The organism is Microbispora oryzae (assembly GCF_017896165.1).
Taxonomy (GTDB): domain Bacteria; phylum Actinomycetota; class Actinomycetes; order Streptosporangiales; family Streptosporangiaceae; genus Microbispora; species Microbispora oryzae.
This window is the reverse complement of record NZ_JAFCNB010000001.1, coordinates 604541-623242: the sequence shown is the minus strand read 5'-3', so window position 1 is coordinate 623242 and position 18702 is coordinate 604541. Positions and strand designations below refer to the sequence as shown.

General features: G+C 71.6%; 15 protein-coding genes and 2 pseudogenes. 11 read left to right on the top strand and 6 right to left on the bottom strand.

Features of this window, described 5'->3' with window-relative positions; all coding sequences use genetic code 11:
* Positions 1 to 16 precede the first annotated feature (16 nt).
* On the bottom strand, positions 17 to 5182 hold the full coding sequence (locus tag JOL79_RS02860) for an Lhr family helicase (protein ID WP_230984028.1): 5166 nt from the start codon (positions 5180 to 5182) through the stop codon (positions 17 to 19).
* Between the two features lie 106 nt (positions 5183 to 5288).
* Here JOL79_RS02860 and JOL79_RS02855 point away from each other — a divergent pair, with 106 nt between their 5' ends.
* From JOL79_RS02855 to rny, 10 genes and pseudogenes are all read left to right on the top strand, one after another.
* Positions 5289 to 5777: a VOC family protein gene (locus JOL79_RS02855; RefSeq protein ID WP_210153996.1), complete on the top strand. Its 489-nt coding sequence runs from the start codon at positions 5289 to 5291 to the stop codon at positions 5775 to 5777.
* Between the two features lie 97 nt (positions 5778 to 5874).
* A complete protein-coding gene (locus tag JOL79_RS02850) occupies positions 5875 to 6069 on the top strand; it encodes a DUF3046 domain-containing protein (protein WP_210153995.1) in 195 nt (64 codons plus the stop codon).
* Between the two features lie 127 nt (positions 6070 to 6196).
* Positions 6197 to 6631, top strand: a complete 435-nt coding sequence (locus tag JOL79_RS02845; RefSeq protein ID WP_210153994.1) for a hypothetical protein — start codon at positions 6197 to 6199, stop codon at positions 6629 to 6631.
* The gene (locus JOL79_RS02840) at positions 6628 to 6936 is read left to right on the top strand and encodes a winged helix-turn-helix domain-containing protein (RefSeq protein ID WP_210153993.1); all 309 of its coding nucleotides are present in this window, start codon (positions 6628 to 6630) and stop codon (positions 6934 to 6936) included. Before JOL79_RS02845 ends, JOL79_RS02840 begins: the two co-directional genes overlap by 4 nt.
* Positions 6929 to 7807 carry an ABC transporter ATP-binding protein gene (locus tag JOL79_RS02835; protein WP_210153992.1) on the top strand — a complete coding sequence of 293 codons (879 nt, stop codon included), beginning with the start codon at positions 6929 to 6931 and terminating at the stop codon, positions 7805 to 7807. The genes JOL79_RS02840 and JOL79_RS02835 overlap by 8 nt, the downstream gene beginning before the upstream one ends.
* Positions 7808 to 7812: 5 nt before the next feature.
* Positions 7813 to 8889: an ABC transporter permease gene (locus JOL79_RS02830; protein WP_230984175.1), complete on the top strand. Its 1077-nt coding sequence runs from the start codon at positions 7813 to 7815 to the stop codon at positions 8887 to 8889.
* Positions 8890 to 9075: 186 nt separating this feature from the next.
* Positions 9076 to 10176, top strand: a complete 1101-nt coding sequence (recA, locus tag JOL79_RS02825; RefSeq protein WP_210153990.1) for a recombinase RecA — start codon at positions 9076 to 9078, stop codon at positions 10174 to 10176.
* Between the two features lie 70 nt (positions 10177 to 10246).
* Positions 10247 to 10414: pseudogene (locus JOL79_RS33685) on the top strand (hypothetical protein); the annotation flags it as partial.
* A 1-nt stretch (position 10415) separates the two neighbouring features.
* A pseudogene (gene recX, locus JOL79_RS33680) lies at positions 10416 to 10967 on the top strand (recombination regulator RecX); the annotation flags it as partial.
* Between the two features lie 290 nt (positions 10968 to 11257).
* The gene (gene rny / locus JOL79_RS02815) at positions 11258 to 12883 is read left to right on the top strand and encodes a ribonuclease Y (RefSeq protein ID WP_210153988.1); all 1626 of its coding nucleotides are present in this window, start codon (positions 11258 to 11260) and stop codon (positions 12881 to 12883) included.
* A gap of 12 nt (positions 12884 to 12895) precedes the next feature.
* Here rny and JOL79_RS02810 read toward each other — a convergent pair whose 3' ends face one another.
* The 5 genes from JOL79_RS02810 to JOL79_RS02790 all read right to left on the bottom strand — a co-directional run bounded on the left by JOL79_RS02810 (position 12896) and on the right by JOL79_RS02790 (position 17026).
* Positions 12896 to 13657: a type 2 periplasmic-binding domain-containing protein gene (locus JOL79_RS02810; protein WP_210153987.1), complete on the bottom strand. Its 762-nt coding sequence runs from the start codon at positions 13655 to 13657 to the stop codon at positions 12896 to 12898.
* Between the two features lie 126 nt (positions 13658 to 13783).
* Positions 13784 to 14674, bottom strand: a complete 891-nt coding sequence (locus tag JOL79_RS02805; protein WP_210153986.1) for an amino acid ABC transporter permease — start codon at positions 14672 to 14674, stop codon at positions 13784 to 13786.
* Positions 14671 to 15342 carry an amino acid ABC transporter permease gene (locus JOL79_RS02800; RefSeq protein ID WP_210153985.1) on the bottom strand — a complete coding sequence of 224 codons (672 nt, stop codon included), beginning with the start codon at positions 15340 to 15342 and terminating at the stop codon, positions 14671 to 14673. The genes JOL79_RS02805 and JOL79_RS02800 overlap by 4 nt, the downstream gene beginning before the upstream one ends.
* A gap of 27 nt (positions 15343 to 15369) precedes the next feature.
* On the bottom strand, positions 15370 to 16212 hold the full coding sequence (locus JOL79_RS02795; protein ID WP_504739981.1) for a glutamate ABC transporter substrate-binding protein: 843 nt from the start codon (positions 16210 to 16212) through the stop codon (positions 15370 to 15372).
* Between the two features lie 58 nt (positions 16213 to 16270).
* Positions 16271 to 17026, bottom strand: coding sequence for an amino acid ABC transporter ATP-binding protein (locus JOL79_RS02790; RefSeq protein ID WP_210153984.1), 756 nt, complete (start codon positions 17024 to 17026; stop codon positions 16271 to 16273).
* A gap of 160 nt (positions 17027 to 17186) precedes the next feature.
* Here JOL79_RS02790 and miaB point away from each other — a divergent pair, with 160 nt between their 5' ends.
* Positions 17187 to 18683, top strand: coding sequence for a tRNA (N6-isopentenyl adenosine(37)-C2)-methylthiotransferase MiaB (gene miaB, locus JOL79_RS02785; RefSeq protein WP_210153983.1), 1497 nt, complete (start codon positions 17187 to 17189; stop codon positions 18681 to 18683).
* Positions 18684 to 18702 lie beyond the last annotated feature (19 nt).

The window sequence follows — 18702 nt, the reverse complement described above, 5'->3', positions numbered from 1 at the left end:
TCTTCGCCGTGCCGGGTCAGCCGCGGATGCGCAGCCCCCGGGGGGTGGGATGGAACCCGGCCGCCTCCAGGGCGGCGGCGAGTGGCGACTCCGTGATGGCAGCGCCGTCCGCCCTCTCGACGGTGAGCTTGCCCAGCGCGCCCTCCCGCACGGAGACGGCCAGGGCCTGTACGGCGGGGCGCAGATCATCGTCGGCCCCGAAGGAGAGCAGGGTCTTCCCGCCGCGCTCGACGTAGAGCACGAGCCGGCCCTCCACCAGCACCACCAGGGCCCCCGCCTTACGGCCGGGCTTGTGGGTCACGTCGTCACCCCGATCCGGCCACGGCAGGGCGGCGCCGTAGGGGTTGGCCGGGTCGGTCGCGGCCAGCACGATCACCCGGCGGGGGACCGCCCGCGGCGGGGCCGCCCACGGGTCGTCCGGGACGGCGGCGGTGAACGCGGTGGTGAGACCGGCATCGGGACCCGCATCGGGACCGGCGGCGGCGCCGGCCGTCGCACGCATGCGGTCGACCGCGCCCGGCAGGGCGAACTGGGCGCCGCCGAGGCCCTCGACGAAGTATCCCCGCCGGCACCGGCCGCTCTCCTCGAAGGCCCGCAACACCGGGTAGACGGAGGAGAAGCCGCCGGGCAGCCGCTCCGCGGTGATCCCCCCGCGGGTCAGCACGCCGTGCCGCTCCAGCAGCACCTCGGCCTGCGCGTGCGCCCGCTGCGTGGCGTCCGGCGACGGCGATGGGAGCAGCCACCAGCGGCCGCTGACCGTCGGCGGGCCGCTCCTCGTCGGCAGCACCGCTCGCCGTCGGCGCGTCGGAGCGGGCCGGTGCGCGGGCCTGCCGGTGCCCAGCGTCGAGCGGAGAGGGGCGAGCGTGTCACCGGTGACGCGGCCCGCCCAGACGAGATCCCACAGCGCCGCGGCGAGCGTCGCGTCGTCCGGTACGGCGAGCCCGGAAGCAGTGGACGCGCGTGCGGTGGACACGGGTTCAGCGGACACGGGCTCAGGGGACGCGGCCTTGGTTGACACGGCCTTGGTTGACACGGCCTTGGTTGACACGGCCTTGGTGGGCACGGGTCCGGTGGGTGCGACGCCCGGCGGCGTCGACGCCATCCGGTTGGACAGCTCGCGGAAGAACAGTGCCCCGCCGCCGGAGAGGATCTCCATCACCCGCTCGTGCACGGGGGTCATGGTGATCTCGGCGGGCGCCGGCATCAGGAGGGGAGCGGTGTCCGCGAAGAGCAGCGACACCCAGCCGTCCCCGCCGGGCAGCGAGCCCTGTCCCACCCAGAGCACCTCCCCCGAGGAGGTGAGCTCGTCGAGCAGGGCGGGGGAGTAGCCGGGCACCCGGCCCGGCAGGACCAGTGACTCCAGCGCCGAGGCGGGCACGGCGGAGCCCTGGAGCCGCTCGATCGCGCTGATCAGCGCGTCCATCGACCGGGCGCCCGACGCGAGGGCGGATCGCGGCCGCGCTCCCGGTCCGGCGTCGTCCCGCCCGGTGCCCGAGAGTCCGGTGCCGGACAGGCCGGTGCCGGTCTGCCACGGGGTGCCCGTGCCGCCGGTCGGGCCGCCGGTCGGGCTGCCGGTTGTGCCGGTGGTTGTGCCGGTGGTTGTGCCGGTGGTTGTGATGGTGGGAGCGACGCCATGCCACGCCGGGAGGAACGCGGCGAGCGCCTCGGGCGGCACCGGCTCCACCTCCTTGCGGAGCCGGGCCAGCGACCTGCGCCGCAGCAGCCGCAGCACCCCGGCGTCGCACCACTCCTCCCCCCGGCCGCCCGGACGGAACTCGCCGGAGACCACCCGGCCCGCCGCCGCGAGGCGTCGCAGCGCCCCCTCGGCCACGGCGACGCCCAGGCCGTAGCGGGCGGCGGCGGTCTCGGCGGTGAACGGGCCCCGCGTGCGGGCGTGCCGAGCCACCAGGTCGCCGAGCGGATCGGGAGCGGGGGCGTGCCGGCCGGAGCCGCTCTGCGGGGGAGGCTCCAGGAACTCGTGGGGCACGCCCACGGGCAGCGGGGTTCCGAGGGCGTCGCGCAGCCGCCAGGCGTCCTCGACGGCCGCCCACTGCTCGGCGCCCCCGATCCTGACCCGGATCGCCCGGCGGGCGCTTTCCAGCGCGACCAGCCAGGCGGGGTCGCCCTCGCGCACGGACACGTCCTCGGGCAGCAGCGGGCCGTGAGACCGCAGCAGATCCGCCAGGTCCTCCACGTCACGCAGGGGCCGGTCCAGCCGGGCCAGCTCCCGCTCGGCCTCCGCCGTCACGTCGGGGTCGAGCAGCTCGCGCAGGTCGGCCTGGCCGAGCAGCTCGGCGAGGAGCGCGGTGTCGAGGGCCAGGGCCTGGGCCCGGCGCTCGGCCAGCGGGGCGTCGCCCTCGTACATGAACGCGCCGATGTAGCTGAACAGCAGCGACGCCGCGAACGGGGACGGCTGGGCGGTCTCCACCTCGACCACCCGCACCCGCCGGGCCGCGATGTCGCGCATCAGCCCGAGCAGTCCCGGCAGGTCGAACACGTCCTGCAGACACTCGCGCATGGTCTCCAGCACGATCGGGAACCCGGCGTACCGGCTGGCGACGCCCAGCAGGTGGGCCGCGCGCCGGCGCTGCTGCCACAGCGGCGTCCGCCTGCCGGGGGTGCGGCGCGGCAGCAGCAGGGCGCGGCCGGCGCACTCCCGGAACCGGGCCGCGAACAGGGCCGACCCGCCCAGCTCCTCGGTCACGATCTGCTCGATCTCCTCGGCGTCGAACGCGGCCAGGTCGGTCGGCGCCTCGTCGAGGGTGTCGGGCACGCGCAGCACGATCCCGTCGTCGGAGTGGATCGCCTGCACGTTGACGCCGTACCGCTCGCGCAGCCGGCGCCCGAGCGCGAGCGCCCAGGGGGCGTGGACCCGCGCGCCGTACGGGGAGTGGATCACCACCCGCCAGTCGCCCAGCTCGTCGTGGAAACGCTCCACGACCAGCGTCCGGTCGTCCGGGACGTATCCGGTCGCCTCCCGCTGCTCGTCGAGGTAGGAGAGCAGATTGGCCGCGGCGAAGTCGTCGAGCCCGGCCGCCCGCACCCGTCCGTGCGCCGTGTCCGCCGCCGTATTCGCCCCCGTATTCGCGACCGGGCGGCCACGTGTGGCGGACAGCTCCCGCAGGAATGCGCCGATGGCCCGGCCGAGCTCGGCGGGCCGTCCCGGGCTGTCGCCGTGCCAGAACGGGAGCTTGCCGGGCTGACCGGCCGCGGGGGACACGAGCACCCGGTCGGCCGTGATGTCCTCGATGCGCCAGGAGGTGGCCCCCAGCACGAAGACGTCGCCCACGCGGGACTCGTAGACCATCTCCTCGTCCAGTTCGCCCACCCGGGAGGACTTCTCACCCACGAGGAAGACGCCGAACAGGCCGCGATCGGGAATCGTCCCGCCGTTGGTCACCGCGAGCCGCTGGGCGCCCGGGCGGCCCCGCAGCGTCCCGGTCACGCGGTCCCAGACGATCCGCGGCCGGAGCTCGGCGAACTCCTCACTGGGATAGCGCCCGGCCAGCATGTCGAGGGTCGCCTCAAGGGCGCCGCGGGGCAGCGTGGCGTAGGGCGCGGCACGGCGGACCACGGCCTCCAGCTCGTCGACGGTCCACTCGTCCAGCGCCGTCATCGCGACGATCTGCTGAGCCAGCACGTCGAGCGGGTTGCGGGGATAACGGAGCTCCTCGATCCGCCCGTCGCGCATGCGTTCGGCCACCACCGCCGTCTGGACCAGGTCGCCCCGATACTTGGGGAAGATGACCCCTCGGGAGACGGCCCCCACCTGGTGTCCCGCCCGGCCGATGCGCTGCAGCCCGCTCGCCACACTGGGCGGCGCCTCGACGCAGGCGACCAGGTCGACCGAGCCCATGTCGATGCCGAGCTCCAGGCTGGAGGTCGCCACGACGGCGGGCAGGCGGCCGGATTTCAGCGCCTCCTCGATCTGGGCGCGCTCCTCCTTCGACACCGATCCGTGGTGTGCCCGGACCACCTCGGGGACGACCCCCGCCGACGCCCCCGCCTGGGCCATCAGCTCCGCCGGCATCGCGGGAGGCCCGACCAGGCCGCCCGGGCCGTCCGGGGTGTCCGGGCCGCGCCCGGCGGACCACTGCTCATGGAGCTCGCCGAATGCGGCCGACCAGTGCTCCGGGTCGCCCTCCGGCGGTCGCTCCGCGGCGGCACGCCGCTCCCAGGCGAGCTCGTTGAGCCGGGTGCACAGCCGCTCCGACAGCCGCCTGGAGTTCGCGAAGACGATGGTGGACCGGTGTGCCTCGATCAGATCGAGCAGGTGCTGCTCGACGTGGGGCCAGATGCTCCGCCGGTGCTCGGACGGCTCGCCGTCCGAGCCGGGCGGCGGCGGGGCGAGCTCCGTCATGTCCTCGACGGGGACGACCACGTCGACCTCGATGACCTTCTCCGAGGGCGGCTGCACCACCGTGGCCGGGCGTGCGCCGCCGAGGAAGGCCGCCACCTCGGTCACCGGACGTACCGTCGCGGACAGCCCGATCCGCTGCGCAGGCCGGGGCAGCAGGGCGTCGAGCCGCTCCAGGGTCAGCGCGAGGTGGGCGCCCCGCTTCGTGGCCGCGACGGCGTGGACCTCGTCGACGATCACCGTCTCGACGCCGCGCAGCGCCTCGCGGGCCTGCGAGGTGAGGATCAGGAACAGCGACTCGGGCGTCGTGATGAGGATGTCCGAGGGCCGGGCCGCGAAGCGGCGGCGCTCGTCCGCGGCGGTGTCTCCCGACCGGATGGCCACGGAGATCTCCGGCGCGGGGAGCCCTAACCGCAGAGCCGTCTGCCGGATGCCCGTCAGGGGGGCCCGGAGGTTGCGCTCCACGTCGACGGCGAGCGCCTTGAGCGGCGAGACGTACACCACCCGGCACAGCCGCCCGGGCTCCGCGCCGCCGCTCCGCCCGGCCGGCCGGCCGGGTCGCCCGCCCGCGGGGCCGTCGGCGGGCGGCCGGGCCGGCTGCTCGGCCCCCTCGGCGTGCTCGACCGCCAGGCGGTCGATCGCCCAGAGGAACGCGGCCAGCGTCTTTCCGGACCCGGTGGGCGCCACGACCAGCGTGTTGTCCCCGCGGGCGATGGACGACCAGGCGCCCTCCTGGGCGGCGGTGGGCGCGGCGAAGGCGCCGGTGAACCACTGCCGCGTCACCGTGCTGAAGTCGTCGAGCGCGCTCACTCGCCCATCATGCATCCGGCCACCGACAGAAAACGCCACTCCCCGTGTGGTGCGGGCGCGATCCGCCGGTACGGCGGGGGCGTCCTGGTCCGGATCCCGCTCGAATACGACAATGCGACGTATGGACATCGATTACGCGGGCATCGAGGCCGAGCGCGCGCGCATCCGCGAGCGCTACCTCAGCGAAGATCGTGCCGCGAGCAGCGCGCGGGGCCTGCATCACTTCGCACTGATCTCGTCGGACGTCGGGCGGACGATCCGCTTCTATCACGAACTCCTCGAGTTCCCGCTCACCGAGATCTTCGAGAACCGCGACTACCAGGGCTCCAACCACTTCTTCTTCGACATCGGCAACGGCAACCTGCTGGCGTTCTTCGACCTGCCCGGCCTCGACCTCGGGCCCTACCAGGAGGTGCTCGGCGGGCTGCACCACATCGCCATCTCGGTCGACCGGCCGACCTGGGAACGGCTGCGCGGCAAGCTCGACGCCGCGGGCGTGCCGTACCAGGAGGAGAGCGGGAGCTCCCTCTACTTCAGGGACCCGGACGGAGCGCGTCTGGAACTGCTCGCCGACCCGCTCGGAGAGATGTACGGCACGCGCGTGATGTGACGCCGTCCGGGCTCGCGCCGGGGCCGCCGCCCCCCGGGCGAGCCGCGTGACCGGCGTTGGGGGGCCGGACGCCTCCGGGGCGGGCGATACTTGACGTATGCGTCTCACCGACTTCTGGAACCGGATGTACCGCCACTTCGGGGAGGCGTACGCGGAGTCGTGGGCCAAGGACTACGTCCTCGCCGGGCTCGGCGGGCGGACGGTGGAGCAGGCCCTCGCGGAGGGCCTGTCGGCCAAGCAGGTCTGGCAGGCCGTGTGCCAGGAGGTCGAGGTCGAGCCCAGGCTCCGCTGACCCGCCCCAGAACCGCCGCTCATATCCCCAGAATCGCTCCAGAACCGCCTTCAGTGAATGCCGGGCAACCACTTGAACGTCAGTTGAGTGGTTGTTACCGTGTTGAACGGATGAGCGGAGGAAAACCATGAGCGGAGACGACGGGCTGTCGCCGGACCAGGCGGTACGGGAGATCGGACGGGTCGACCGGCGGGTCGGTGAGGCGTCCCGAGGGCCGGGCCGGATGTTCCTGATCCTGGGGCTCGCCACGGTCGTCTACTGGCCGGCGATGTTCCTCGGAAGCGGCCCCATGCCGCTCGTCGCGGGCGGGGGGTGGGTCGTCCTCACGATCGCGACGTCCGTCTACTGGTGGCGTCAGGACGTCTACTCCCACCGCCTGATGAAGGTCAACCGGCAGATCACGGTCGCCTATGTGGCCGCCAGCCTGGTCACCTTCGCGGCCGGCGCGTTCCTGATGCCCGAGCGGCCGACGACCGGCTGGGCCGCCCTCATCGTCGGGCTGGCCGTGATCACGGGGGTGCCGCCGCTCTACGCGGCCTGGCGTCTGATGAGGACGCGATGAGCGCCCATCCGCGGCACGAGCTGGACGACCTCATCCACGCGCCCGTCCGGCTGTCGATCATGGCGGCGCTCGCGGCCTCGGAGAAGGCGGACTTCCGCTTCCTGCGAGATGCCATCGAGGTCAGCGACTCCCTGCTCAGCAAACACATCCTCACCCTCGAAGAGGCGGGATACGTCCGCGTGGACAAGACCTTCGTCGGAAAGCGAGGGCGCACCTGGCTCTCCCTGACCGAGCGCGGACGGGCCGCCTTCGACACCTATGTCGGTGTGCTCCGGCGGATCACTGAAGGGACCCCCCGTGCTTGAGATCGACGACCTGCGCAAACGATACGGCGACACCGTCGCGCTCGACGGCGTCGGCTTCACCGTACGGCCAGGCGAGCTTTTCGGCTTCGTCGGGGCGAACGGCGCCGGCAAGACGACCACGATGCGCATCATCATGGGCGTGCTGCGGGCCGACTCGGGCGAGGTGCGCCTGTCCGGCCGCCCGGTCACGTACGAGGATCGCCGCGCGTTCGGCTACATGCCGGAGGAGCGCGGGCTCTACCAGAAGATGCGGGCCGCCGAGCAGGTGGAATACTTCGGCAGGCTCCACGGCCTCACGCCGGCCGCGGCCAGGACGGCGGCGTCGGGCCTGCTGGAGCGGCTCGGCCTCGCCGACCGGCGTGACGAGGCCGTCCAGGCGCTGTCCCTGGGAAACCAGCAGCGGGTCCAGCTCGCGGTGGCGCTGGTGCACGATCCGGCCGTCCTCGTGCTCGACGAGCCGTTCTCCGGGCTCGACCCCCTCGCCGTCGACGCGCTGGCCGAGGCGCTGAAGGACCGCGCCGCCGCGGGCGTGCCGGTGATCTTCTCCAGTCACCAGCTCGATCTGGTCGAACGGCTCTGCGACTCGGTGGGGATAATCTCCGCCGGGCGCGTGGTCGCGTCCGGCCCCGTGGAGGAGCTGAGAGAGCGGGAGGGCCGCCGGCTGCTCAAGGTGGTCGTCCGGGGCGCGCCGCCCGGCTGGGCCGACGGCCTGCCGGGCCGGGTCACTCAGGACGGCGAGCGCCAGGTGCTGCTCAGCGAGGGCGGCGACGACCAGGAGATCCTCCACGCCGCCGTACGGGCCGGCCGGGTGGAGCACTTCGGCTGGCAGCGCCCGACGCTCACGGAGATCTTCAGGGAGGCGGTGGCGTGAACGCGATGTGGCTGGTGGCGCGGCGGGAGATCCGTACCCGCGTCAGGACCGGGTCGTTCCTGGTCAGCCTCGCGATCACCGTGGTGATCGTGGCCGTCCTTCCCTTCGTCCCGAAGTTCTTCGACGGTCACGACGACTACGACGTGGGCGTCGTCGGGACCGCTCCCGCTGCGGTCGCCCAGGTCAAGTTCCATCAGTATCCGGACGAGGCGGCCGCGCGGAAGGCGGTGACCGGCGGGGACGTCGACGCGGCGCTCGTCGACGACCGGAAGGTCCTGGCCGAGGGGCAGCTGGACACCCGGCTCGGCCTGCTGCTGGAGAACGCCCACCGCGAGGCCCGGCTGCGCGCGAGCGGCGTGACGATCACCCCGCTCACCGTCGAGTCGCTCGCGGCGGACGCCCGGTATCGGCAGGTGCGCACCGGTATCGCCATGCTGCTGGTCATGGTGCTCTTCTTCCTGAACATCTACTCGGCGATGTTCGTCGCCATGGGCGTGGTCGAGGAGAAGGGCAGCCGGATCGTCGAGATCCTCCTCACGTCCCTGCGTCCCTGGCAGCTTCTGGGCGGGAAGATCATCGGGCTGGGCGTGCTCGGGCTGATCAACCTGGGGGTCGTCATAGGCGTGGGGCTCGCCGCGTCCGTCCCGGCCGGTCTCGCCCCGGACCTCCCTCCGGGGATGGCCGGGATCGTGGCGGGCACGGTCGTCTGGTTCGTGCTCGGGTACGCCTTCTTCGCCGCGATGGCCGCGGCCTTCGGCTCGCTGGTCTCCCGTCAGGAGGAGGTCGGCAGCGTGCTGTCGCCGATGACCATGCTCATGACGATCACCTACCTGGTGGCCTACTTCGCGGCCATCGAGCCGGCCGGATCGGTCGCCCGGATCCTGTCCCTCATCCCGCCGTTCTCCTCGATGGTCATGCCGGTCCGCTCCGCGGCCAGTGTCGTGCCGTTCGGGGAGGTCGCCCTGGCCGTCGCGCTGATGCTGGTGGCGACGGTCGCGGTCCTGTTCGGCGGGGCCCGCGTCTACGAGGGGGCGGTGCTCCGCACCGGCGCCCGGGTGAGGTTGCGCGAGGCGCTCGGCTGACGCTCCGCGAGGCGGCGCGTTTCCGCTGTGATCGAACAGCCGTTCGGCTATAGTGGGACGCGTCGCCGCAGGGGTGCGGCAGGCCGGTCGCTCTCGCCCATGCGTGATGCGGGAAGCCGGGAAAATGTCAGTGGCACCCCGTAGTTTTTCGGTGACCGGCTAGACGACACCCCCAGGGGGCACCCAATGGCAATCACTGACCGCGAGAAGGCCCTTGAGACCGCCCTCGCACAGATCGAGCGGCAGTTCGGCAAGGGCTCCGTCATGCGCCTCGGTGACGACGCGCGGGCCCCGGTCGAGGTCATCCCCACCGGCTCGATCTCCCTCGACGTCGCCCTCGGCATCGGCGGTTATCCCCGGGGCCGGATCGTCGAGGTCTACGGGCCGGAGTCCTCCGGAAAGACCACGGTCTCGCTGCACGCCGTCGCCAACGCCCAGCGGGGCGGCGGGATCGCGGCCTTCATCGACGCCGAGCACGCGCTCGACCCCGAGTACGCGAAGAAGCTGGGCGTCGACGTCGACGCCCTCCTGGTCTCCCAGCCCGACACCGGTGAGCAGGCCCTCGAGATCGCCGACATGCTGATCCGCTCGGGCGCGGTGGACATCATCGTCATCGACTCGGTGGCCGCGCTGGTGCCCAAGGCCGAGATCGAGGGCGAGATGGGCGACAGTCACGTCGGCCTGCAGGCCCGCCTGATGTCCCAGGCCCTGCGTAAGATCGCGGGCGCGCTCAACCAGACCCGGACGACTGCGATCTTCATCAACCAGCTGCGCGAGAAGATCGGCGTGATGTTCGGCTCGCCCGAGACCACCACCGGTGGCAAGGCGCTGAAGTTCTACGCCTCCGTCCGCCTCGACGTCCGGCGGATCGAGACCCTCAAGGACGGCACCGAGCCGGTCGGCAACCGCACCCGGGTGAAGGTGGTCAAGAACAAGATGGCCCCGCCCTTCCGGCAGGCCGATTTCGACATCCTCTACGGAGCCGGCATCTCCCGTGAGGGCGGCCTGATCGACATGGGCGTCGAGCACGGGTTCGTGCGCAAGGCCGGCGCCTGGTACACGTACGAGGGCGACCAGCTGGGCCAGGGCAAGGAGAACGCCCGTAACTTCCTGAAGAACAACCCGGACATCGCCAACGAGATCGAGAAGAAGATCAAGGAGAAGCTGGGGGTCGGGCCGCGTCTCGACGTCCCCGGCGACACCCCGCCCGCTCCGCCGGCTCCCGCCGCCGCGCCCTCCGGGCGGGGGTCGAAGAGCGCTGCCGCGCCCAAGCCCGGTGACGTCTGATCGCGGCCATGCGGCGGGATGAGATTCCCCGGCCGGGCGAGCCCCGGCCGGGGGACTGGACCTCCGGCCCGTGGAGCCCGGTGGAGCCTCACGGCGCCGAGCCGGGGCGGGGCCGCCGGCGCGAGCGCTCGGGGTGGTTTCCGGACGGACCGGCGGAGTATCCGCCGCCCGCCGAGGAGCCGGACTTCAGGGAGCCCGACTTCAGGGAGCCCGACTTCAGGGAGCCCGACTTCAGGGAGCCCGACTCCAGAAAGCAGGCTTCCAGAAAGCGGGTCTCCGAGGAGCCGGACGCCGATCCGGAGTCGGTGGCGAGGGCGATCTGTCTCAGGCTGCTGACCATGGCGCCGCGGACCCGGGCCCAGCTCGCCGATGCCCTGCGCCGGCGTGCGGTGCCGGAGTGGGCGGCGGAGTCCGTGCTCGAACGGTTCTCCGAGGTCGGGCTCATCGACGACGAGGCGTTCGCGGCGGCCTGGGTCAGCTCCCGTCACGCCGGCCGCGGCCTGGCCCGCCGCGCGCTCGCGCAGGAGCTGCGGCATCGCGGGGTCGACGAGGAGACGGTCAAGGAGGCGGTCGACCAGCTCGATCCGGAGCAGGAGGCCGAGACCGCCCGTGCTCTGGTGCGCCGGAAGCTCGCCACCACCCGCGGCGCGGATCCCCAGGCCAGGATCCGGAGACTGGCCGGGATGCTGGCGCGGAAGGGCTACTCGCCGGGCCTGGCGTTCCGGATCGTCCGTGAGGCGCTGGAAGCGGAGGGCGTCGAGCCGGAAGATCTCCCTGACGGCCCGATATGACTGAGAACACCGGTCGAATGTCGCTTGACAGGCCACCTTTGCTTGCTCGTTACCTCTCTGACGCTTAATCTCGACCGGAGTGAGGAGTTACCCCGCAGCCGCGGTTTCCCAATAACGGTGCACGACGGACGAGACAAGTTGACGGGCCTTCGGGCCCATACCGCGACGCCCCTTCCGGTGCCGGTGGGAGCGCGACGATATTTGTCCTGGTGACGCCACCGGGTCTGGCCGTGCTGCGCGTGTGACCCCTCGTCGGGAGACTCTTAGTGAGGCGAGAGGGGTGAGCGAGCATGAACGCGATCGTGATCATTCTGGCGGTTGCGGTGGTGTTGTTGGCTCTCGTTGTGATCGCCGCCCTTGTCATAGTGGTCCGCCGCACCAGCGGCATGGCTCCGGCCGCCGGTCCGACCCCGGAGCAGCTGGCCGAGGTCAAGTCCATGGTCAACGAGGAGCTTGAGCAGGCGCGGCGCGACGCCGAGCAGATCCGCAGCAAGGCGGAGCAGGAGGCGGGAGAGATCCTCCGCAGGTCGGAGGGCCTGGCCGAAAACGCGGCCTCCATGCGCAAGGAGGTCGAGGACGAGTCCCGCCTCCTCAAGAGCGAGCTCAAGGAGCTCAGGTCCGATCTCGAACGCCGGGAGAGCCGGCTGGCCGAGCGGGAGCAGCGCCTCGACGAGGAGGCCCGGCGGCAGGCCGAGCGGGCGCGCAAGCTCGCCGAGACCGAGACCGAGCTGGCGGATCGCCGTGAGGACCTGGAGCGGGTCGGGGAACGGCGCAGGGAGATCTTGGAGCGGGTCGCCGGCCTCACCGCCGACCAGGCCAAGGGCGAGCTGGTCAAGGAGATCGAGAACCAGGCCAAGCGCGAGGCGGCGCTGATCGTCCGGGAGATCGAGAGCGAGGCCCGCAAGGAGGGCGAGAAGCGCGCCTGCAAGATCGTGACGCTGGCGGTTCAGCGGGTGGCGACCGAGCAGACCGCCGAGTCGGTGGTGAGCGTGCTGCACCTGCCCGGCGATGAGATGAAGGGCCGCATCATCGGCCGGGAGGGCCGCAACATCCGGGCCTTCGAGTCCACCACCGGCGTCAACCTGATCATCGACGACACCCCCGAGGCCGTGCTGCTGTCCTGCTTCGACCCGGTGCGCCGGGAGACGGCCCGGCTGACGCTGGAGAAGCTCGTCCTCGACGGGCGCATCCACCCCCAGCGCATCGAGGAGGCGCACGAGCGCAGCAAGGCCGAGGTGCGCGACCTGTGCGTGCGCGCCGGTGAGGACGCCCTCGTCGAGCTCGGCATCACCGAGATGCACCCCGAGCTGGTCACGCTGCTCGGCCAGCTGCGCTACCGCACGTCCTACGGGCAGAACGTGCTGAAGCACCTGATCGAGTCGGCCCACATCGCCGGCATCATGGCCGCCGAGCTGCGGCTCGACCGCGACCTGGTGAAGCGGTGCGCCCTCCTTCACGACATCGGCAAGGCGCTGACCCACGAGGTCGAGGGCAGTCACGCCATGATCGGCGCGGAGATCGCCCGGCGCTACGGCGAGATTGAGGACGTCGTCCACGCCATCGAGGCCCATCACAACGAGGTCGAGGTCCGCACGGTCGAGGCCGTCCTGACCCAGGCGGCCGACGCCATCAGCGGCAGCCGCCCCGGTGCCCGGCGCGAGTCGCTGGAGGCGTACGTCAAGCGGCTGGAGCGGCTGGAGGAGATCGCCCAGTCCTACGACGGGGTCGAGAAGGTGTTCGCCATGCAGGCCGGCCGGGAGATCAGGGTCATGGTCCGGCCCGACGGGGTCGACGACATCCAGGCCCAGGTCATCGCCAGGGACGTGGCCAAGCAGGTCGAGGAGGAGCTGACCTACCCCGGCCAGATCCGGATCACGGTCGTCCGGGAGTCGCGGGCCACCGAGTTCGCCCGCTGACGTCCGGTCCGATCAGGCGGGGTCGCGGGCCGCGGCCCCGTCCAGGGCCGGGGGAGAGGCGTACCGGGTGGCGAGCACGCCGAGGTGGTCGATGACGGCCCGCTTCCAGGTCCCGTCGTCGAACATGTGCCGCAGCGCCTCGTTCACCTGGTCGCGCAGCCCGGGGGACGCCGTGCGGATGCCGTACCGGTCGCTCTCCAGCGGCCTGCCGCTGAACCGGAACCTCCCTGGATACTGTGCCTCCAGCCCGGCCAGCACGGGCGCCTCGGCCACGATGGCGTCGGTCCTGCCGTCCGTGAGCAGCGGTGCGCACGCCGCCGGCACGTTGGCCTGGGCGAGGAACAGCTTCTTCCAGGTGTCGCCGAATCTCGCGACGAGCCGCCGGGAGGAGCCCGCCGTGCCGCACACCCGTTTGCGCGCCAGGTCGCGGATCCGGGTGATGGACAGATCACCGGCCCGTACGAGCACTTCGGTGCTGGTCACGAGGTAGGGGCCCGCCACCGGGCCGGGCGCCCGGCCGATCGGGGCCCCGAGCACCAGGTCGGCTCCGGCCGGGTCGAGCGTGTAGTGGAGCTGGTCGTCGCGGTAGCCCAGATCCCGGGCGACGTACTGCGCCACCGCGATGTCGAAACCGGCGAACGAGCCGTCGGGCAGGCGGGTGACGAGGCCGGGCCGTCCCGGCTGCACGGCGATGACGAGGCCGCCGTCGTCCCCGCACGAGGTGGTCAGGAACGCGGCGGCCAGGCACGACACCACGGCAACGACACGCCACACGCCGCCCAATATCGGGCGGGCGGACGGGACGCCGCCACCAGCGACACGGCAAAGTTCCCTTGACCCGGCCGGACGACCCCGCCGGCCAGGCCGCCCGGAGGGGGCCGATCCCGGCGGGCGGGGATCTCAGCGGGCGAGGGTCACCTCGTCCCCGGCCGCGCCCTCCGGTACGGCGGGAACGGCGGTGGACCTGGGGCTGCGCCGGGAGCGCCGTTCGAGCCAGGTGGCCAGATAACCCAGGGCGAGGTTGATCGCGATGTAGATGGCCGCGATGACGATGACCGAGGGGATCAGATTGGAGAAGTTGGCCGGCACCACCCGGGCCCCGGCGTTCAGCAGGTCGGCGTAGGCCACGATGAACCCGAGCGCGGTGTCCTTGAGCAGCACGACGAGCTGGCTGACGATGGCCGGCATCATCGCCGTCACCGCCTGCGGCAGCAGGATCAGCCGCATGACCTGGTTCTTCCGCAGGCCCATGGCATAGCCCGCCTCGGCCTGGCCCTTGGGCACCGCCAGGATCCCGGCCCTGACGATCTCCGCCAGGACCGAGCCGTTGTAGAGCATCAGCCCGAAGACCACGGCCGTGAACTCCGTCACGATCAGCCCGGCGAGGCTGCCGCCGTACTGCGCGAAGAAGATCAGCATGAGCAGCGGGATCGCCCGGAAGACCTCGACGACCACGCCCGCCGGGATCCGCACCCATCGATGCTCAGACAGGCGGCCGATGCCGAACACGGCGCCGAAGACCAGGGCCAGCACGGCGGCCACGGCCGCCGCCGACAGCGTGTTGCGCAGACCGGGGAGGATCAGCTCGGTCCAGGTGTCGGCCTCCAGGAACGGCCGCCAGAGCTTGCCGTTCCACTGGCCCTTCTCGTCGAACTTGGCCCAGACGAGATAGGCCACGAGCAGCAGGGCCGCACCGAACAGCAGCGTGAGGACGTTGTTGCGGAGCCGGGTGCGCGGGCCGGGCGCGTCGTACAGGACCGTGGCCCGGCCCGTCCCGGTCGCCGCGCTCATCGGGCCACCGCCAGGCGCCGGGACAGCCAGCCGAACAGCAGGCCGACGGGGAGGGTCAGCACGACGAACCCGGCGGCGAAGCCCAGGAACAGCGGGATCACGGCGTCTCCGTGGGCGTCGAAGAGGTTCTTCATGCGCAGCGCCGCCTCGGCGACGCCGATGGCCGCGGCGACCGTGGTGTTCTTGGTCAGCGCGATCAGCAGGCTGCCGAGCGGCGCGATGACCGCCCGCACCGCCTGGGGGAGGATCACCAGGCGGAGCGTCTGCAGGAACGTCAGCCCGATCGACCTGGCCGCCTCCGCCTGCCCCATCGGCACCGTGTTGACGCCGGAGCGGATCACCTCGCAGACGAAAGCGGCGGTGTACGCGGACAGCCCGATCGTGGACAACCAGAAGTTGTTGACCGACAGGTCGTCCCGGGAGAACTGGACGTCCATCACCGTGCCGAGGCCGAGGCCGCAGAAGACGATGATCAGGGTCAGCGGGGTGTTGCGCAGGACGTTGACGTAGATCGCGGCGGCCGCCCGCAGGACGGGCAGGGGGCTGACCCGCATGGCCGCGAGCACGGTCCCCCAGGCCAGCGCGATCAGCCCGCTGATGACCGTGAGCCGCACCGTCAGCCAGAAGGCGTGCAGGATGACGGGAAGCTCATCGACGACGGCCTCCACCGCGACCTCCTCTCAGCCCGCCGGGCGTCAGTAGCGCTCCAGAGGAGGCGGGGTGGCGAAGAACTTGCCGAACTCGCCGAGGTTGGCGTCGACGATCTTCCGCCAGGTTCCGTCCTTGAACATCTTATCCAGCGCGTTGTTGATCGCGTCGCGCCCGGCCTTGTCGTCCATCTTCAGCCCGACGCCGTACTTCTCGGTCGAGAACGGCTGGCCGACCAGCTTGAACTGACCGGGCAACTGCTTGGCGAAGCCGGCCAGGATGGTCGCGTCGGTGGAGATGGCGTCGACCTGCTTGTTCTGCAACAGCGGCAGGCAGGCGCCGTACCCCTGCTGCTGGGTGAGGTTCTTGGACTCCCAGTCGGGGCCGAACTTGTCCGCGAGCCGCTTGGGCGAGGACGAGCCCTGCGCGCCACAGACCTTCTTGTCCTTAAGCGAGTCCTCGCCGGTGATCGAGGTGTCGTCCGCGCGGACGAGGATGTCCTGCCCCGTCACCAGGTACGGCCCGGCGAAGGAGATCTTCTTCTTGCGCTCATCGGTGATCGAGTAGGTCGCCAGGACCATGTCGACCTGGCCCTGCTGGATGAACGGCTCACGGTTGGCCGACTGGGCCTCCTTGAACGTGATGCCGCTCTCGGGCACCCCGAGCTCCTTGGCGATGTAGCGCGCGACGTCGACGTCCATGCCCTCGTAGGTGCCGTCGGGTTTCTTCAGGCCCCACCCGGGCTGGTCGATCTTGATGCCGATGGTCAGCTTCTTGTCGTCCTTCGCCTTGTCGACGATGGAACTGGCTCCCGAGTTGGCGCAGGCGGTGAGGCTTGTGGCCATGGCCGCGAGCACGAGCATGCAGGTGCCGAATCGCATCTGCGTCACCTTTCGATGGTGGGGGGATCAGCTGTCGGGCTGAGCGGTTCGGTGCGTGGGGATCTGGTCAGTGCGTAAGGATCTTGGAGAGGAAGTCGCGGGCCCGCTCGGTGCCGGGCCGGCTGAAGAACTCCGACGGCTCGCCCTCCTCGACGATCTGGCCGTCGGCCATGAAGACCACCCGGTCGGCGGCCCGGCGGGCGAAACCCATCTCGTGGGTGACGACCATCATCGTCATGCCGTCGCGGGCCAGGCCGATCATGACGTCGAGCACCTCCTGGACCATCTCGGGATCGAGGGCCGAGGTCGGCTCGTCGAAGAGGATCATCTTCGGGTCCATGGCCAGGGCGCGGGCGATCGCCGTCCGCTGCTGCTGGCCGCCGGAGAGCTGGGCCGGATACTTGGCCGCCTGCGACGCGATGCCGACCCGTTCGAGCAGCTCCCTGCCGCGCTGCTCGGCCTGCTGCCGGGGAATCCCGCGGACCTTGATCGGCCCGAGAGTGACGTTCTCCAGGATCGTCTTGTGCGCGAAGAGGTTGAACGACTGGAAGACCATGCCGACCTCGGAACGGAGCTGGGCGAGCGCCCGGCCCTCCGCCGGGAGCTCCCGGCCGTCGAAGGTGATGGTCCCGGAGTCGGCCGTCTCCAGCCTGTTGATCAGTCTGCACAGCGTGGACTTGCCGCCGCCGGAGGGGCCGATGACGACGACCACCTCACCGCGCCGCACGCTCAGATCGATGTCCTTGAGGACGTGCAGCGGTCCGAAATGCTTGTTGACTCCCTCAAGTCTGACTAGCGGGGCGGATCCATCTGTCTCCGTCATGGTCAACAACGTAGGGGCGTCAATAACGACTCGTCACTATTCGGTCGGTACCGATCACATTACGGCCCGGCGTCGGCGGGAACGCGGACGTCCGCGGACCTGTGGACAACCCCTGATCCCGTGCGGAAGCGGGTGGGGGAGCGCCTACGCTTGTAGTGCCATGACTGCGACCACTCAGGGCGCCGAGGACGTGACCCGGACCTACGAGGTGCGGACCTACGGCTGCCAGATGAACGTGCACGACTCCGAGCGCCTGTCGGGGCTGCTGGAGGACGCGGGCTATGTCCGCGCCGCCGAGGGAGACACGGCGGACGTCGTCGTGTTCAACACCTGCGCGGTGCGGGAGAACGCGGACAACCGGCTCTACGGCAACCTGGGCCACCTGCGCCCGATCAAGATGGCGCGCCGGGGCATGCAGATCGCGGTCGGCGGCTGCCTGGCGCAGAAGGACCAGGGCGAGATCGTCCGCAAGGCACCGTGGGTCGACGTGGTCTTCGGCACGCACAACATCGGCTCGCTGCCGGTGCTGCTGGAGCGGGCCCGGGTCGCCGAAGAGGCGCAGGTCGAGATCAGGGAGTCCCTGGAGACCTTCCCCTCCACGCTGCCGAGCAGGCGCGAGTCCGCCTACGCGGCCTGGGTGGCGATCTCGGTCGGATGCAACAACACCTGCACGTTCTGCATCGTCCCGTCGCTGCGCGGCAAGGAGAAGGACCGCCGTCCCGGCGACATCCTCAGCGAGGTCCGGACGCTGGTCGACCAGGGCGTCCTGGAGATCACGCTGCTGGGCCAGAACGTCAACACCTACGGCGTGGAGTTCGGCGACCGGCTGGCCTTCGGCAAGCTGCTGCGGGCCTGCGGCGACGTCGAGGGGCTGGAGCGGGTCCGCTTCACCTCGCCGCATCCGGCGGCCTTCACCGACGACGTGATCGCGGCCATGGCCGAGACGCCGAACGTCATGCACCAGCTCCACATGCCGCTCCAGTCGGGCTCGGACCGGGTCCTGCGGGCGATGCGCCGGTCGTACCGGTCCGACCGCTACCTCGGGATCATCGAGCGGGTCCGCGCCGCCATGCCCGACGCGGCCATCTCGACCGACATCATCGTGGGCTTCCCCGGGGAGACCGAGGACGACTTCCAGCAGACCCTCGACGTCGTACGGCAGGCCCGCTTCGCCAACGCCTTCACGTTCCAGTACTCGATCCGTCCCGGCACCCCCGCCGCCACGATGGACGGCCAGGTGCCCAAGGCGGTCGTCCAGGAGCGGTACGAGCGGCTGGTCGCCCTCCAGGAGGAGATCTCCTGGGCGGAGAACAGGTCCCAGGTCGGGCGCGTCCTGGAGGTGCTGGTCGCCGAGGGCGAGGGCCGCAAGGACGACGCGACCCGGCGGCTGTCGGGACGGGCCGCCGACAACCGCCTCGTCCACCTCGCCGCCGCGGACGCCCGTCCGGGCGACATGGTGACGGTCGAGGTGACCTACGCCGCCCCGCACCACCTGGTCGCCGACAAGGTCATGTCCGTACGGCGGACCCGGGCGGGCGACGCGTGGGAGGCCCGGCAGGGCGCGCCTGAGCGCGGCCGGGCCGTCAGCCTCGGCATGCCGGCCATCGGCCGGCCGGCTCCCGCGCCCGCCGAGCCGTCCGCCTGCTCGGCCGGCTGAGCGCTCCGGCCTCGGAGGC